General features: G+C 53.5%; 15 protein-coding genes and 1 pseudogene. 3 read left to right on the forward strand and 13 right to left on the reverse strand.

Annotation, left to right across the window (positions count from 1 at the left end; all coding sequences use genetic code 11):
• Window positions 1-284, reverse strand: a pseudogene (locus HGBM_RS30840) (hypothetical protein); the annotation flags it as partial.
• Between the two features lie 146 nt (window positions 285-430).
• Window positions 431-1,537, reverse strand: a complete 1,107-nt coding sequence (locus HGBM_RS18520) for an acyl-CoA dehydrogenase family protein (RefSeq protein WP_261798175.1) — start codon at window positions 1,535-1,537, stop codon at window positions 431-433.
• Between the two features lie 181 nt (window positions 1,538-1,718).
• Here HGBM_RS18520 and HGBM_RS18525 point away from each other — a divergent pair, with 181 nt between their 5' ends.
• Window positions 1,719-2,699, forward strand: coding sequence for a bile acid:sodium symporter family protein (locus HGBM_RS18525; RefSeq protein ID WP_019122579.1), 981 nt, complete (start codon window positions 1,719-1,721; stop codon window positions 2,697-2,699).
• Between the two features lie 162 nt (window positions 2,700-2,861).
• Here HGBM_RS18525 and HGBM_RS18530 read toward each other — a convergent pair whose 3' ends face one another.
• The 6 genes from HGBM_RS18530 to HGBM_RS18555 form a co-directional block, all read right to left on the reverse strand.
• Window positions 2,862-4,547, reverse strand: coding sequence for a glycerol-3-phosphate dehydrogenase/oxidase (locus tag HGBM_RS18530; protein WP_035287516.1), 1,686 nt, complete (start codon window positions 4,545-4,547; stop codon window positions 2,862-2,864).
• 222 nt (window positions 4,548-4,769) lie between these two features.
• Window positions 4,770-5,330, reverse strand: coding sequence for a glycerol-3-phosphate responsive antiterminator (locus tag HGBM_RS18535; protein WP_019122581.1), 561 nt, complete (start codon window positions 5,328-5,330; stop codon window positions 4,770-4,772).
• A 51-nt stretch (window positions 5,331-5,381) separates the two neighbouring features.
• Window positions 5,382-6,152 carry an HAD-IIA family hydrolase gene (locus tag HGBM_RS18540; protein ID WP_019122582.1) on the reverse strand — a complete coding sequence of 257 codons (771 nt, stop codon included), beginning with the start codon at window positions 6,150-6,152 and terminating at the stop codon, window positions 5,382-5,384.
• 19 nt (window positions 6,153-6,171) lie between these two features.
• Window positions 6,172-7,923, reverse strand: coding sequence for an ABC transporter permease (locus HGBM_RS18545; protein WP_019122583.1), 1,752 nt, complete (start codon window positions 7,921-7,923; stop codon window positions 6,172-6,174).
• Window positions 7,920-9,047 (reverse strand): ABC transporter ATP-binding protein, encoded by a 1,128-nt coding sequence (locus HGBM_RS18550; RefSeq protein WP_019122584.1) that lies wholly within the window; start codon window positions 9,045-9,047, stop codon window positions 7,920-7,922. Before HGBM_RS18550 ends, HGBM_RS18545 begins: the two co-directional genes overlap by 4 nt.
• A 15-nt stretch (window positions 9,048-9,062) precedes the next feature.
• Window positions 9,063-10,142, reverse strand: coding sequence for an extracellular solute-binding protein (locus tag HGBM_RS18555; protein WP_019122585.1), 1,080 nt, complete (start codon window positions 10,140-10,142; stop codon window positions 9,063-9,065).
• 487 nt (window positions 10,143-10,629) lie between these two features.
• Between HGBM_RS18555 and HGBM_RS18560 the strand changes: the two genes are divergently transcribed.
• Window positions 10,630-12,021, forward strand: a complete 1,392-nt coding sequence (locus HGBM_RS18560) for an amino acid permease (RefSeq protein ID WP_019122586.1) — start codon at window positions 10,630-10,632, stop codon at window positions 12,019-12,021.
• 32 nt (window positions 12,022-12,053) lie between these two features.
• The gene (locus tag HGBM_RS32605; RefSeq protein ID WP_081590240.1) at window positions 12,054-12,266 is read left to right on the forward strand and encodes a BlaI/MecI/CopY family transcriptional regulator; all 213 of its coding nucleotides are present in this window, start codon (window positions 12,054-12,056) and stop codon (window positions 12,264-12,266) included.
• Window positions 12,267-12,430: 164 nt separating this feature from the next.
• On the opposite strand, the gene HGBM_RS27935 is transcribed toward HGBM_RS32605, so the two are convergent.
• The 5 genes from HGBM_RS27935 to HGBM_RS18580 all read right to left on the reverse strand — a co-directional run bounded on the left by HGBM_RS27935 (window position 12,431) and on the right by HGBM_RS18580 (window position 15,547).
• On the reverse strand, window positions 12,431-12,847 hold the full coding sequence (locus HGBM_RS27935) for a dienelactone hydrolase family protein (RefSeq protein ID WP_315969971.1): 417 nt from the start codon (window positions 12,845-12,847) through the stop codon (window positions 12,431-12,433).
• Window positions 12,848-12,881: 34 nt separating this feature from the next.
• On the reverse strand, window positions 12,882-13,037 hold the full coding sequence (locus HGBM_RS32300; protein ID WP_315969969.1) for a dienelactone hydrolase family protein: 156 nt from the start codon (window positions 13,035-13,037) through the stop codon (window positions 12,882-12,884).
• A 103-nt stretch (window positions 13,038-13,140) separates the two neighbouring features.
• Window positions 13,141-13,914 carry an HpcH/HpaI aldolase family protein gene (locus tag HGBM_RS18570; protein WP_019122587.1) on the reverse strand — a complete coding sequence of 258 codons (774 nt, stop codon included), beginning with the start codon at window positions 13,912-13,914 and terminating at the stop codon, window positions 13,141-13,143.
• A gap of 12 nt (window positions 13,915-13,926) precedes the next feature.
• A complete protein-coding gene (locus tag HGBM_RS18575; protein ID WP_019122588.1) occupies window positions 13,927-14,577 on the reverse strand; it encodes a bifunctional 4-hydroxy-2-oxoglutarate aldolase/2-dehydro-3-deoxy-phosphogluconate aldolase in 651 nt (216 codons plus the stop codon).
• A 25-nt stretch (window positions 14,578-14,602) separates the two neighbouring features.
• Window positions 14,603-15,547, reverse strand: coding sequence for a sugar kinase (locus HGBM_RS18580; protein WP_019122589.1), 945 nt, complete (start codon window positions 15,545-15,547; stop codon window positions 14,603-14,605).
• Window positions 15,548-15,555: the final 8 nt, after the last annotated feature.

The raw sequence follows: 15,555 nt of genomic DNA on the forward strand, positions 1-15,555 counted from the left end.
AGCGTTTTGCCGTCCTTCAGCTGCGCTTGCAGTTCCTCCGCATCCAGCTTCAAGAGCGACAGCAGCTGCTCATTCTCCGAGAGAGAGGCGCCTTTTGCCAATTTTACGGTTCCTTGTCCGTTATGTGTTTTGAATACACCCAGCCTGATTTTATCAGGATCGTCTTTCTTCGCGCTTTGATCCGAACTTGTCACGACAGCAGGAGTAGCGGCATACGCGCTTCCTACACTTAGAACAGTTGCCATTGCTCCAAGGACCAAACCAACTTTTGCTTTACTCCACATTTTCTTATCACCCTTTCAGAATGTGTTGTACCCAGGCACATCCCTAGTGTAGTTCTCGTATCTTAAATTTGCCTTAAAGAAATGTGGAAAACCCTTGGAAAAGCTGTGGTGCTTCACGGAAAGCCGAGTTGGTCCAGTCACTGCGCCTATTCGCCGGTTTCGCGAAATGAAACGAGCAGCGTATGCTGGCATACCGTTTGCAAGTCCCGCCAAGCCCTGTTCACTGGTGCTTCTTCCATAATCGCGTTGATCCCCAGGTAGGGAAACAGGGACTGGGCGCAGTGCAGTGCGGTTTTCGCTGTTTGCTTGCACTTTCGGCTGATTTGCTGCCCGTCCGCTTCCGAAAGCTGAACGCAGCCGATCTGCTTCTGCCAAGTATCGTCAATCACGCGATAAAAATTGGCAACCGCTTGCTCAAACTCCGTATCCGCCTGCTCCAACCGGTCTGTGACAAAGCGGGACCGATCCGGATTGGATGCTTTCCAAGCTTCCCGGCTTAGATCGACCATCCGCCTTGCTTCATCCAAAAAGTGACGGCACACTCCGATGCTTACTGCTGCAAATGAGGTTTCGGCAAACTGCATGAAGGGATAGCGGAAGAGCGGGTCGGGGAAGCAGGTATGCTGCTTCGCAAGCTCAAAGGTCATTTCGGCCGGTACGTATGCCCCTTCAACCGAAATCGAATGGCTGGCGGTCGCTTTCAGACCGAAAGCCCGCCAGTCGTCCGCGATCTTGACCTGTTCAGGCAAAAGAATGAATGAGCGTATTTCCGGCGCGGCACTGGGCTTGTCTGCTTCAATCACGCAGTTTGCCGTAAACACGGTGGCATGTGTCGAGCCGCTGCAAAATTTCCACTGCCCGCTTACCTCATATCCGCCCGCTACCGGCCTTGCCACTCCCGAAGGAAAGCCGCTTCCGGCGATCACCGCCCTGGAGTCCGAGAAAATCCGCCGAGACACCTCTGGCGATATCGACGATGCGAAATATCCCCCGCCGGAGCCGATCGTCACCAGCCAGCCAAAACTGCCGTCAATCCACGAGGCCTGTTCAAATATTCGCAGGGCCTCAGGCAGCGGTACCATCCTTCCGCCAAGTTCTTTCGGCACAAACAGCTTGAACAGTCCAAGCTCATAAATATAGTCGAGAACCTGCGGTGTGACGGTTCCCGCTTTCTCCATTGCCAGGGATTGTTCCCTGATGACGCTCACCATATTTTTATTGAACATTTCCCGGAACCACTCCTCTTTCGGCAAAAATCTCTTGATTCGATAGCTTAATACATGCGAATCCTTTACAATGGAAACGGTCAGAAAATTTCATTTCCTTTAGAAGGGTACCTGCATGGACAAGGATAGCCGATTTTTGTTGAACGGTAAATAACCGAGCGGCTCAGCTCCATGTACAAGGCAGCCCACCAAGGCTAGGAGTGGTGTCATGCTGGCAATATGCAATACGATCATTTCAAAATTTCTTCCGTTGTGGATTATCTGCTTTGCCCTGCTCGCCTATCATTTTCCGCAACATTTCGTCATATTCAAGAACTGGACAGCCCCTGCTTTGGGATTCATCCTGTTTAACATGGGTCTGACACTGTCGCGCGAAAGCCTCAGACGAGTGATTTTGCAGCCAAAACTGGCCCTGCTCGGCGTCCTGGGAAAATGGACAATCACTTTGGGCGTCTCGATCCTGTTGGCCTTTCTCTTTTTTCCGGAAAATCCGGAACTGTTAGCCGGGGTGATCCTGGCTGGTTCGGTTCCCAGCGGCACCTCGGCCAATCTCTACACGTTTATGGCGGGCGGCACACTGGCGCTGAGTATTATGATGTCCTCTGTTGATACGCTGATCGGGCCGTTTCTTACACCCGTGATTATGAAAAGTGCCGTAGGCAGCGTCGTGCCGGTCGATTTTTGGGGCGTCTTTTTACAGATGGTCTACGTCGTGCTGATTCCGATCATGCTTGGATTATTGATTCAGATAAAGTGGGAAGCAAAGCTGACGCACGTCAAAAAGATCATTCCCCTGCTGTCGTCCGCCGCCCTCCTGATCATCGATGCAGCCGTTGTCTCGGGCGCGCAAGCGATGCTGAAGCAGTATGTCCACCTGCTGCCATTGCTGTTTGTTTGCGTGTTCCTGCAGGTAACCGTGCCGATGCTGCTCGGCTACGGCTACAGCGCTGCACTGGGAGCGCCTGAGCCGGACCGGCGCTCGATCGTTTACGAAATGGGCATCTGCAATACGGCGCTGGCGGCGCTTTTGGCCATTCATCACATCAGTCCAATCGCTGCCGTTCCGGCCGTGGCCAACATGATCACCAACACTTCTGTCGGAGCGCTGATTGCGATCTTATGGCAGCCGGCAGCAGACAGATTAGGACGAAACAAACAAAAGTGGCGGTCGGCGAAGCCCGGTTCCTGACCAGGCGCGTGACGACCTGCCACTTTTGCCAGAGTGCTCGGGCGCTAGACTCGACCCTGCAGACTTTCCGGAGGAGAATTGCAGACAAAGCGGTTGGATTGATGCCGCTTTGTCTGCATGGCGCAGAAGCTGTCTTTCGGTCCGCCGGTTTCCACCCGTGTGTTAAGGCCCGATCCCGGCCAGTTCCTGATCGTTTTTCGGCAGGTGGTAGATCGTGTCCAGGAACCGGTTCACTTCCGCTCTCTGCCGCTCCGCCTCACCGCTGTCCCAATCAAGCATTTCGGCCATCAAAGCGATCACTGCATCCGCATTCTCTTCGGCCTGCCGCAGGTCGAAATACGTCCAGCCGGTTCGCAGCCGCAGAAAATCGACAGCCTGGACCGTCATTTCTTCTTCAATGGAATAAGCCAGTTGAGCCGCCAGCAGTTCTTTCCGGGAATACCCCTGCGATCCGGACGGTCTGCCCTGCAAGCGTTCATAGATGTGCAGCGTGTTGGTCCCGTAGGTCTCGATCCATTCCCCGGCGACAGCCGGATCGACTCCTTTGGCTGCGCCCATCTGCAGCATTTCCTGTTTCCATTCCGCATACCGGGACCGGTCCTTGCATTCGCCGCCGCTGATGACGATCTGATCCGTCGTACAGCCCGGCAAGCTCCCTCTGCCCGCTTTGGCCAGCTGCTGACCTACCAGGTCCACCACCTTCTCCGCCATTTTGCGGAAGCCGGTCAGCTTGCCCCCGGCGATCGTGATCAAGCCGCTGTCGGAGATGAATATCTCGTCTTTGCGGGACAGCTCGGACGGTCCTTTGCCTTCTTCGTAGATCAACGGCCTGAGGCCGGCCCAATGCGACAGTATATCGCTTTCGGCAAGTTTGACCGAAGGGAACATAAAGTTGACCGCCCGGATCAAGTAGGCCCGGTCCTCTTCCGTCGTCCGCGGCAGGTCGACGGAGTGGGAGTAAGCCGTATCCGTGGTTCCGATATAGGTGATCTTGCCGCGCGGAATGACAAAGACCATTCGTCCGTCAGGCGTGTCGAAATACGCCGACTGCGCCACCGGCAGTCTGGCGTGATCGACTACCAGGTGAACGCCTTTGGTCAGGAACAGCCGCTTTCCCTGCAGTGAGCCGTCAAGCTTGCGTACACCATCGACCCAGGGACCGGCGGCATTGACGATTTTTTTGGCGTACAGCTCGATGCGTCTGCCGCTCACCCGGTCAAGCGCCCGCACCCCAACTACCCTCCCGTCCCGGTAGATAAACTCTGTCAGCTCGGTGTAATTGACGATCTTAGCCCCGTAGCGCCATGCCGTTTTCATGATGTCCAGTGTCAGCCGGGCATCGTCGGTACGGTATTCGTAGTAGAGCCCCGACCCCTTCAGTCCGTCTGGCTTCAGCAGCGGTTCATGCCGCAGCGTATCTGCTTTATTCAACATTTTTCGACGTTCTTTGCGCGCCACCCCGGCCAGCCAATCGTAGATATAAAGTCCGACAGATGAAGCCAGATAGCCGTACGTGCCGCCCTTGTAGATCGGCAGCAGCATCGGCGCCGGCGTGACCAGATGCGGAGCGTTTTTGTACAAGATCGTCCGCTCGCGTCCAACCTCCTGCACCAGCTTTACTTCTCCCTGCTTCAAATAGCGCAAGCCGCCGTGAATCAGTTTGGTCGAACGGCTGCTGGTGCCGGAGCCGAAGTCGGCTTTTTCCAGCAGCCCGACTCGCAGACCGCGTACGCTGGCGTCCAGGGCGATGCCCGCTCCGGTAATGCCGCCGCCGATGATGATCAAATCAAGTTCATTTTCTGCCATCTGATCGAGGACACACGCCCTGTTCTTTGCGGAAAATGTCATGTTCACAGTAGTCCTCCTCTCCTGCCCAATGGCGGAGTTAATTCGAAGAAGCCAGTTCTTCTTTAGCGGATGCTTTTCTTGCTGTATCAGGATGCTGATTCACCGAAGTTTATACTTTCTGATACAGAAAAACCCCCATGGAAAAGAGACGGCTTGCCGACAAGCCGCACCATTCCAAAGGGGTTTCTCCTGATCTCTACCCTTTTTGTGTACAGGTTCACTTCAGTTCATCCACAATTCTTTGCTTCCGACAGAAACGGCCAACGCTCCCGCTTCCAGTGCTTCGTCAATCTCTTTTTGCGTTCCGATCAGACCGCCGGCGATGATCGGAAGCGGCGTCAGATTGGTGATTTCGCCGATGACCCGGGGCATCACGCCCGGCATGATTTCCACCGCATCCGGCAGCGTCTGCTCGATGACCTTGATGCCCTTGACCACCGCATTGCGGTCGATCAAGAAAATGCGTTGAATGGCCATCAGGTTCATGTCTTTGGCCACGCGGATCAGGTTGCTGCGAGTGGAGAGAATGCCCGTCGGTTCGATATGCTGGGCTACATAAGCCACACCGCTCTTGTCGGCGGCAATTCCCTCTATAAATTCCATATGCAAAAACACGTGTTTATTTGCCTGTTTGCTCCGGGTCACCAGCTCTTTGATGTTAATAATGGAGCCGGTCAGCAAAAAAATGATATTGACCTTGCTCTTCAGCGCGTCGTCCAAATCTTCCTCTGACTGAACAGCGGCAATCGTTTGGTGCTCGACCATATCAACGATAGGATACATCAATATACCTCCGTGACGTTCGTGATGATCCTAATTATACCACCGTTCCGCTTACAAATTGACAATCTCTTTGATGCTGCCAAGCACATAACGAGGGCGGTACGGGCTTGTCTCTGCCATCTCTCTGGTGCTGATCCCGGTCAAAACAAGGACAGAGTTCATTCCCGTGTCATTGCCCATCTTGATATCGGTCTCCAGTCTGTCGCCGACCATATAGCAGTCCTCGTGCTTCAATCCCAGGTGCTGCACAGCGGCTTCAGCGGCAATCGCTGACGGTTTGCCGACGACCAGATCGATCGGCTTGCCGGTCGCTCCCTCCAGGGCGCCAATCAGCGCGCCCGTATCGGGAATCTGCCCGTCTTCCAGCGGGCAGGTTCGATCGGGATTGGAAGCGATCACTTTGGCTCCGCGAATGCTGGCCTGGTAGAGATCATTGAGCATGTCATACGTAAAGCTCCGATCCCAGGAGAGCACGACGTACTGTACGTTCAGCGGATCTTGGCTCATGTTGATCCCGTGTTTGCGCAGCTCTGCGCGGATCGGCTGTTCCCCGATGACCAGCACGCGGTCGTCTGGTTTGCAGACGCTTTGCAGATATCTGGCCACGATCAGGGAAGAGTTGATCACGTCATCCAAGCTGGTCGGTATCCCCATTTTCGTCAGCTTATGGGCGTACGATTCACGGGTGGCAATCGGTTTGTTGGACAGAAACACGACTTTGTCGCCGCGCTCCCGCAAGCTGTGGATCGCTTCCGCGGCGCCGTCGATCAGCCGGTCGCCCAGATAGACTGTTCCGTCTAGGTCAAAGATAAAGCCCTTCATGATGTCCCTCGCTCTCGTATTAGTACAAATGATCCTTCGCAAGTTTCTTGGCTATCGCTTGCAGAATGATGACGATCACGATGATCAGGATGGCCATGGCTGAAGCGGTGTAGTATTCGCCCCGCAGCAGGTTTTGGAAGACGGCCAGGCTCATCGGCGCCCAGTCAGTCGGCGCCAGCAAAATGGAGATGCTGGTTTCCTTGATGACGGTGACGAACACCAGGATAGCGCCTGCGGCAATCCCAGGCAGCATCAGCGGGCCGATGACCGTCAGGGCCGCGAGCAGCGGCGAGGCCCCAAGCGAAACTGCCGCTTCTTCGATGTCTTTGCGGATCGCCATCATCGACCCCATCGTCGAGCGAATCATGTACGGCATCCGGCGGATTGTGTAAGCGATGATCAACAGCAGCGCTGTCCCCGTCAACTGCAGCGGCGCGGTGTTAAACGTCTGGATCATGGCGATCCCAAGCGCAATCCCCGGCACGATCAGCGGAATGGACGAGACGAAGTCAAGGCCGGATGAGCCGCGGCGAACCACAAAGTACGAGACAAACGTAGCGACCACGACACTCAAGACGAGAGCGCCTGCAGCCAGGATCATGCTGTTGACGATATTCTGATACGATGTGCTGAAAATCGTCTTGTAGTGCGCAAGCGTGTACCCGTCCGGAAGCGCGTGGTGCCCCCAGGTGGTAGCGATGGAAGAGAGGAACACCGAGCCGGCTGCCAGCAATGGAACGAGCACGACCAATCCGGAATAAATCGTCAGGACGGTAAGCGCCCCTTTGTGGTCGTTCAGCTTTTGCTTGCTCGGCTTTCCGGAGATCGTCCCGTACTCCTTGCCGCGTACCACCAGGCGCTGCATCCAGAAGAAGAACGCTGCCACGAGCAGCATGATCACCGTCAACACGGCCGAGCCTGACCAGTTGAAGAATCCGGCGATTTCCCGATACGCTTCGACGACAATCAGGTTCAGATCTTTCGGCGCCAGGATAATAGGTGTTCCGAAATCGGAAAAACTGACGGTGAAGAGGAGCAGCATGCTGGAGACGATCCCTGGCATCGCCAAAGGCAGCGTCACCCGCAAAAAGGTATACCAGCTTTTCGCCCCCAGATTTTGCGACGCTTCTTCTAAAGTCACGTCACTGATCTTGAACGCGGCGACCATCGGCCACAGCGCATAGGGAAAGAAGAAAAAGATCTGCACCAGGGCGATCCCGAGCATCGATTGGACGTCGAACAGCACACCGTCCCCGCCCATGCTGCGGTAGATGTGATTGACCCACCCTGTTTTGCCGAACATCAGCTGAAATCCGTAAGAAGAGATAAACGTCGGACAGATCAGCGGAATCGTACAAAGGGCGGCGAACACCCCTTTCAGCGGCATCTTGGTGCGGGCGAAGGCGTAGGCGATCGGCAGCACCATCACTGTCACCAGCAGGGCTACGCTCGTTGACAGTTCCAGGCTGTTGACCAATGCGGCAAAGTAACCCTTGCCTTGAATGATGGCAGCGTAGGCATCCCACGACATTTCCGAGAGCTTTTTCAACGTCGAGCTGAAGATTTTTTGGCTGACGAAGCTGCCGAAGATGTTGATCGGCTGTCCGGTAAAGCTCACCAGCAGGATCGAAAACAGCGGAACGAGCAGGAAAACGAAAAAGAACAGGTAAATAAGCCATTTCAACAAGGTAAAACCTTCAAAGGTAAAACGCTTCTTCTTGGCCTTTTTCGGCGTTTGGACAGGCTGCTGATTGGTTGCGATCTGGCTCATAGGATCACCACGCGAGACGGATCGATTTCCAATTTTACTTTTACTCCAGGCGCAAGCAGCGGGTTGCCCCCCTCAAAAGTGGTGTCCACCTCAAATTGCAGATCGCCCACTTTGACGTCATAGCGGACAGCCGGCCCCAGGTAGGTAGACATCGTCACCGTCCCTGCCAATATGTTGTCGTTTGTCGTCGGTTGATCTTCCGTGTACAAACGTATGCTTTCAGGCCGAATAATCACTTCTACGTCTTTTTTGCCGGTCGGATAAGCTGAGCGCAAGACCTGCTGCTCATTGATCGCGATGATGGTCTGTCCATCGTTGCTGTCTTTGACTGTGCCGGTGAAGATGTTGGACGAGCCGACAAAATCGGCAACAAATTGTGAAACAGGATTGCTGTACAGCGCAGTTGGCGTGTCAACCTGAACCAGTTTGCCTTTGTTCATGACCGCTACCCGATCGGCCATGCTCATGGCCTCTTCCTGATCGTGGGTGACAAAGATCGTCGTAATCCCCACTTTTTGCTGAATTTGCCGAATCGTGACCCGCATGACATTGCGCAGCTTCTTGTCCAGGTTGGACAGCGGTTCATCCATCAGGAGCACAGCCGGTTCCATGATCAATGCACGGGCAAGGGCCACGCGCTGCTGCTGGCCGCCGGACAGCTCTGTCGGCAAACGGTCAGCCATTTGTCCCAGTTCGACAAAGTCGAGTGCATCCCGCACTTTCTGCTCGATCTCACGGTTCACCTTGCCCAGCCTGCGGTTCAGCAGATTGGCCAAAACCGCCATTTTGGTGCCGAATCCGCCCTGGTAAAAGCGGCGCATGTTTAAGCTGTAAGCGACGTTCTCAAAGACGGTCAGGTGCGGAAACAAGGCGTAGCTTTGAAACACCATGCCGCAGTTGCGCTGGTTGGCCGGAATTTGGCTGACGTCGCGGTCGCCAATGTAAATCTTGCCTGATGTCGGGGTTTCAAACCCGGCAATGCAGCGCATCGTAGTCGTCTTGCCGCAGCCGGAGGGACCCAAGAGGGCAAAAAATTCGCCCTCTTTGATCTCCAGATTGACATCTTCCAACGCGGTCACGCCGTTAAAGACTTTTCCCAGATGTTCGATTTTAACCGATCCCATGATGGAAGATCCCCCTTATTGGAATTTCTGGCGCCATTCGTTGCGTACGCGGTCGTAGTTCTCGACTACCCAATCCACGTCAAGCTCCATCGCGTGCGGCAGCACTTTTTCCAGTGTCAGCGGCGTTTTTGATTCTACCCCTGGCATGATCGGAATGTGGTACCAGTTTGCCAACTGCTGCTGCCCTTCCTGAGAAAGCAGGTAATCGATCATCGCCTTGCCGCCTTCCGGGTTCGGACCGTCTTTGACCAGGGAGGCTGGGTTGACGATGACCGGCGTTTTTTCCGGCACGATAAAGTCTACTTTTTCGCCTTTTGCCTTCATTTCATAGGCCATAAAGTCAAATGCGATGGCTACTTCCGCTTCCCCTTTTGCCACCGCTTTGGTCGGAGCGGAGCCGGAATCCGGTAAAGCGCTTACTTGATCAACCAATTTTTTGAAGTAGCCCCAGCCTTGCTCCTCGCCCTTGTCCATCAATTGGCTGAGAACCGTCAATGTAGCCGTTCCGGATGCTGCCGGGTTCGGCATTTGAATTTTGCCTTTCCATTTCGGATCAAGCAGGTCGTCCCACGTTTTCGGGGCGTCTTCCGGCTTCACCAGGTCGGTGTTGTACACAAAACCAAGCGCGAACACTTCCACGCCCACCCAGTTCCAATCCTTGTCGCGAACCTTGATGCCGTCCTTGATCTCCGGCCAATCCTTTACTGCTTCCGGTATGTAAGGAGTGATAATGTCCTTTGTCTTGGCCGTCTCAAACGGGAGGAAGCCGCCGCCGCCATACCACAAATCCCCCTGCGGGTTGTCTTTTTCGGCGATCAGCCGGTTGACGATTACGTTGGTTCCGCCGTACTGCACATTCACTTTGGAGCCCGGGAAAGCCTTTTCAAAATTGAGCCCGATTTCTTTCGTAAAGTCCGGTGTTTCAGGGGAGTACAGGGCAATCGACCCCAATTTTTTATCTCCTCCGCCAGAAGCCTCACCGCCGCTCGCTGCCCCGCCCCCAGTCGAACTCTCCGATGACGAACAACCGGCTGCGACAACAGATGTCAGCATAACGGCAGTCGCTGCGACACTGAACCACTTTTTCATCTTCATGCACAAAACCCCTCTTTCTTGTTTCGTTCCGTTGAACGATACGAAAAAAGAAACCCTTCCCCAATATAAACACGCCGCCCCCAGGAGCACTGTGTTTACGGGTAAGGGTTTCTCCATTTCTCCGCCTAACCGTAACGCTTATGATCGTTCAACTTTTACCAAAGTATATCCTATTATTTCTATTACTGTCAATGCAACTATTCTAAAAATATGGATTGATGGCAAGATTTCTTTTTTTCGGCACTTAACCCCGCCAAACACAAACGGTACTTGGGCTTTGTTCATTTTTGGAAAAAATACTTCATTAATAATCTATTTTTTTCCTTTTATGTAAACTACAAATGCTGCTTTGCCAAATGTTTTCCTGGCGTATACAATTGTTTTCATCAAAAAAACATATTACAATGCAAGTAATTCATCAGTGAAGCCTGACGACGATTAGGAATCTGACATTACGATAGAAGCAGCAAGGAGAAGAGGAAGCACAGTGGAAACCAAGGAATTGAAGAGAGGCCTCGAAGCGCGTCACATTCAGATGATTGCTTTGGGCGGCACAATCGGTGTTGGTTTATTTATGGGTTCAGTTAGCACGATCAAATGGACAGGTCCGTCAGTCATGCTTGCGTATGCAATTGCAGGAATTTTTATCTTTTTCATCATGCGCGCAATGGGGGAGATGCTGTACGTAGAACCAAGTACAGGTTCATTTGCGACCTTTGGCCATAAGTACATTCACCCCTTGGCCGGTTATCTGACGGCTTGGAGCAACTGGTTCCAGTGGGTGGTCGTCGGGATGTCGGAAATTATCGCTGTTGGGACGTATATGCAGTACTGGTTCCCGGATTTGCCCGCTTGGATACCAGGTATGATCGCAATGGTGATTCTCGGTGCAGCCAACTTATTTTCTGTTAAATCGTTTGGTGAATTTGAGTTTTGGTTTGCGATGATCAAAATTGTAACAATCGTATTGATGATTATCGCAGGGATTGGTCTGATCTTCTTTGGAATCGGCAACGGAGGAAACGCGATCGGATTATCCAACCTTTGGGAACACGGGGGCTTCTTTGCCGGTGGCTGGTCGGGCTTTTTCTATGCGCTATCGTTAGTGATCGGGGCGTATCAAGGCGTCGAACTGATCGGGATTACGGCAGGCGAGGCAAGAGACCCGCGAAAAACATTAACCAGTGCCATTCAAAGTATTATTTGGCGTATTTTGATCTTCTATATTGGCGCGATTTTTGTCATTGTTACCGTTTATCCCTGGGATCAATTGCATGCCATCGGCAGCCCTTTCGTCGCAACTTTCGCGAAAATTGGTATAACAGCAGCAGCCGGGCTGATTAACTTTGTCATCATCACCGCGGCAATGTCTGGCTGCAACAGCGGGATTTACAGTGCGGGGCGGATGCTTTATACATTGGGAATAAATGGACAGGCACCCAAAGTATTTACGAAACTGTCTCATCATGGCGTGCCTTTGCTGGGAACGATTGGCGTGCTTGTGGGTTTGGGCGTAGGCGTCATCTTAAGTTATATCGCACCAGAGAATCTGTTTGTGTATGTGTACAGTGCGAGTGTGCTTCCCGGTATGGTTCCCTGGTTTGTCATTCTGATCAGTCAAATCAAATTCAGAAAAGCAAAAGGGGCTGAAATGGAGCATCATCCATTCAAAATGCCGCTTGCCCCGGTGACAAACTACGCAACCATTGCCTTTTTGCTCTTGGTGTTGGTTGGCATGTGGTTCAATGACGATACACGCATCTCCCTCCTTGTGGGAATTGTTTTCTTGGGTATCGTTTCGATTAGTTTTTACGCTTTCGGAGTTGGCAAGGCTGTTCCAGTGGACAACCGGACAAAAGATGAAAACGCAAACAGCTAGATTAGCCGGTAGAAAAAGGGACATTGATCGCGATGTCCCTTTTTCTTGTTCGAAACGAGAATGCGCGCGACAGCTCTTTGATTGACAGCTTACACCTACATGATGTAGCGGAAGACAAGGCGTGGAAGCAGAATACAGTAATTACGTTTTTAGCCCGTTTAATTGAAAAAGGGATGGTTAAAGCGGCTCGGATCGGCAAGGCGAATCACTATCAACCCTGCATGTCTCGTCGCCATTCCCGCTAACACAACATGGACGGTTTCCAATGAAAAACCATGGGCTGTTGGAACCTACTACGCCAACTTCACATCGGGGAATGGCATGTCAGGTCAAGCAGCATTTACCTTAACGAAAGGGTAAGCAAGCTTGACACGGGCACCCGGAGCGTGCCGGTTCACAGTCTCGCTTTTCAACCCTGGTTATGTTTCCGAAGAAAGGCCATCATCATATGACATGTTTGTTTGGCTGACTGTTCGTCGTATTTCGGGGAATACGGGTCGCTAAATCCGTGGTTCCCGTTACACTTGTGCGCCTCGACATTGTCCTTGGCGTTCAAAACTGCCATGACCTCGTCAACATGAAACGATTTTTCTTCTTGCGGAAAGAACAGCAGCGCAGGGCATCGGGGATTGATTTCCAAAAAACCCCTAATACGAGAGCCGTAGTACCCGATGATTCCATCAAACTGCCGTTCTTCACTGCACATCCAGGCAACCGTCGCTCCAACGCTGAATCCGAGGACAAATATTTTTTTATACTGATTCTTACTGACTTTCAACCATTTTTTTACATGGAGACAGGCCTTGGGAAAACCTATTTTCTCCATAAAATAACGGTAGGCGTCTTCCTCTTGAGCGTAGTCAAAATGCGACTCTCGCTCCAAACAAATCGGGACAGAGGACGTCAACACCGCATTCGGCAAGGGATTGGCAAACCTTCTGCATATGCGAATTGATTCCGTAAATTTCATGAACGACGATGACTGCAGCAGCCGCGTTTTTCTGTATCCGAAGCATTCCTGTCACCCCTTACCCGATTATAGCGGAAGGACAGCATCACATCCAGATGACAAGCTCCCTCTGCCAGCAATGGCAGCGAGGGAGCTTGGCTGATCATGCATCATGCGCGCTGTTTTTTCAAGCTGTCCACCAGGGACAGGCCGGCTGATTGCAGCAGGACGACATCCATGCCGACGGTAAAATACTGGATGCCCTGGGCCGCCCATTCCTTCGCCTGTTCGGGGCTGGAGGCATGAATCCCGACAGCAATGCCCCTCTTGCGGATGGTTTCTGTCATCGACTGGATGGCCGCTTTTACCTTGGGATGTTCCACCTGACCGGGGTACCCCAGCGCCTGCGATAGATCCAGCGGCCCGATATAGACGACATCGATGCCGGGAACCTCCAGGATCGATTCCAAATTGGCCAAGCCGGGCTCCGATTCGATCTGGATAATCATCGCGGTCTCTTGCTGCGCTTCTGCAAGATGCTGCTCCAACGGAGTCATTCCCCAACGGTTTGCCCGCACCGGGCCGCCCAGTCCTCTCGTACCTGCCGGCGCGTACCTGGCCCCTTTTAACAGTTTTTCGCACTGTTCGGCTGTCTCGATCCGCGGCAGGATAAAGGAAGAAACCCCCAGATCCATCACCCGGTACAGGTCAGCCGGGTTTTGGGTAGCGGTTCTGACGATGAGCGGGACATTCTGTACAGTCCCGGCCAGAACCATGTAATCAAGCATTTGCAGATCAATCGCGCTGTGCTCCATATCGACGTGCAGGAAGTCGAAGCCCACGCTCCCCAAGGCCTCCACGACGATAGGCGAGGTCATTCGCAGCCAGGTTCCGTAGACGCACTCTCCCGCCTGCAGCTTGTTCTTGATTGAATTTTGTTCCAAATCGGTCTCCTCCTATTGCTGACGGGCTGCTTGTATCGCCGCCACATACTGTTTCGCCGTCCGGGTGATTTGCTGAAAGTCTCCGGCTTCGATCGCCTGGCGGTCAACCAGATTGCCGCCGATTCCGACCGCGGCCACGCCTGCTTTTACGAATGAAGCGACGTTCTCCAGGTTTACCCCGCCGGTCGGGATGACGGGGATATGCGGAAACGGCGCTTTTACATCCTTGATATAGGATACGCCAAGTCCGGCGGCCGGAAAGATTTTGACCAGATCAGCTCCCCATTCGATCGCCGTAATCATCTCGGTCGGCGTCATCACTCCCGGCACCGCTATTTTCCCGTAGCGCAGGGCCGTGCGAATCACATCGCGGTGCAGGCTGGGACTGAAGATGAAATCAGCCCCGCTTTGAATCGCCAATCGGGCTGATTCGCTGTCGATCACAGTCCCCGCACCGATGATTGCCCGACCCTTCCACTGCGCCGACAGTCTGCTGATCGCAGCAAGGGCCCCTGGTGAGTCCACTGTGACTTCAAGTGCGGTGACGCCCCCTTCGATGAGGCTTTCGGCAACCCGATCAACCTGTTTCTCGGGAATTCGCCGGATGACAGCGATCACGCCGCTTTCCACCAGTTTTTGCAAAAGAATAACTTTTGGCAGCAATCTGTCTCCTCCTCTTCTCCCAATCCTATCGCAATACCTCTTTTTCCTCGCTTTCGGGGGCAATCTGCTCCCAGGATGGATACCCTTCTACGTCGCCTGCCACAGTTAAGGCGTATGCGCCGACCCGATTCCCCAGTGCAACGGCTTCCCGGTAGGGCCAGCCGCGGATCAGGCCGGACAAAAAACCGGCGGCAAAGCCATCTCCCGCGCCGATCGGGTCCACAATCTGCCGAACAGGATACCCGGCTACGTACTCCGCCTGCTCACCAGCAGCGTAATAGGCCCCTTTTTCGCCCAGCTTGCATACGACGACTTTGGCGCGGCTTTGCAAAAGCCGCTCGGCGATTTTTTCCGGCTCCGCTTCCCCGGTCATGATCTCTCCCTCTTCGATGCCCGGCATCACGATATCACAGCGGCTGGCGATATCCATCAATACTTCTCTTGCCTCTTCCCTAGGCCAGAGCTTCAGCCGGATATTGGGATCGAAAACCACAGTGAGCCGGTGGCTTCGCGCGATCTCAATGGCCCGGTAAAGCGTGTCCCGACAGGAAGGGCTGAGCGCTGCCGTGATTCCCGTCAGATGAAGGAACCTGGCCTTGGCGATGTACGCCGCGTCCAGATCAGCCGGAGTCATCCGGCTTGCCGCCGATCCTCTGCGGTAATAATAGACCTTGGGATCTCCACCCGCTTGCCGCTCTTTGAAAAAAACCGCCGTGGGATGCGTTGCATCGAACACCACCCGGGAAGTGTCCACACCCTCGCCCCGGATATAATTGCGAATGTACAAGCCAAATTCATCATCGCCCAGCCGGCTGACCCAGCCAACCTGATGGCCCAGCCGCGACAGCGCGATCGCCACATTCGATTCCGCGCCGCCGATGGTTTTTTCAAAGGTACTTACATAACGAAGCGGACCTGTCGACCCTGGAATAAAGAGCACCATGGTTTCTCCGATTGTTACGACGTCCAAATTGGCCC

It is taken from the genome of Brevibacillus massiliensis (assembly GCF_000311785.1).
Taxonomy (GTDB): Bacteria; Bacillota; Bacilli; order Brevibacillales; family Brevibacillaceae; genus Brevibacillus_C; species Brevibacillus_C massiliensis.

Excerpts from the sequence above, each read along its gene's own strand:
- HGBM_RS18525 (WP_019122579.1), top strand. The coding sequence starts at position 1,719 with ATGCTGGCAATATGCAATACGATCATTTCAAAATTTCTTCCGTTGTGG.
- HGBM_RS18530 (WP_035287516.1), bottom strand. The coding sequence starts at position 4,547 with ATGACATTTTCCGCAAAGAACAGGGCGTGTGTCCTCGATCAGATGGCA.
- HGBM_RS18535 (WP_019122581.1), bottom strand. The coding sequence starts at position 5,330 with ATGTATCCTATCGTTGATATGGTCGAGCACCAAACGATTGCCGCTGTT.
- HGBM_RS18540 (WP_019122582.1), bottom strand. The coding sequence starts at position 6,152 with ATGAAGGGCTTTATCTTTGACCTAGACGGAACAGTCTATCTGGGCGAC.
- HGBM_RS18545 (WP_019122583.1), bottom strand. The coding sequence starts at position 7,923 with ATGAGCCAGATCGCAACCAATCAGCAGCCTGTCCAAACGCCGAAAAAG.
- HGBM_RS18550 (WP_019122584.1), bottom strand. The coding sequence starts at position 9,047 with ATGGGATCGGTTAAAATCGAACATCTGGGAAAAGTCTTTAACGGCGTG.
- HGBM_RS18555 (WP_019122585.1), bottom strand. The coding sequence starts at position 10,142 with ATGAAGATGAAAAAGTGGTTCAGTGTCGCAGCGACTGCCGTTATGCTG.
- HGBM_RS32605 (WP_081590240.1), top strand. The coding sequence starts at position 12,054 with ATGTCCCTTTTTCTTGTTCGAAACGAGAATGCGCGCGACAGCTCTTTG.
- HGBM_RS27935 (WP_315969971.1), bottom strand. The coding sequence starts at position 12,847 with ATGGAGAAAATAGGTTTTCCCAAGGCCTGTCTCCATGTAAAAAAATGG.
- HGBM_RS32300 (WP_315969969.1), bottom strand. The coding sequence starts at position 13,037 with ATGCTTCGGATACAGAAAAACGCGGCTGCTGCAGTCATCGTCGTTCAT.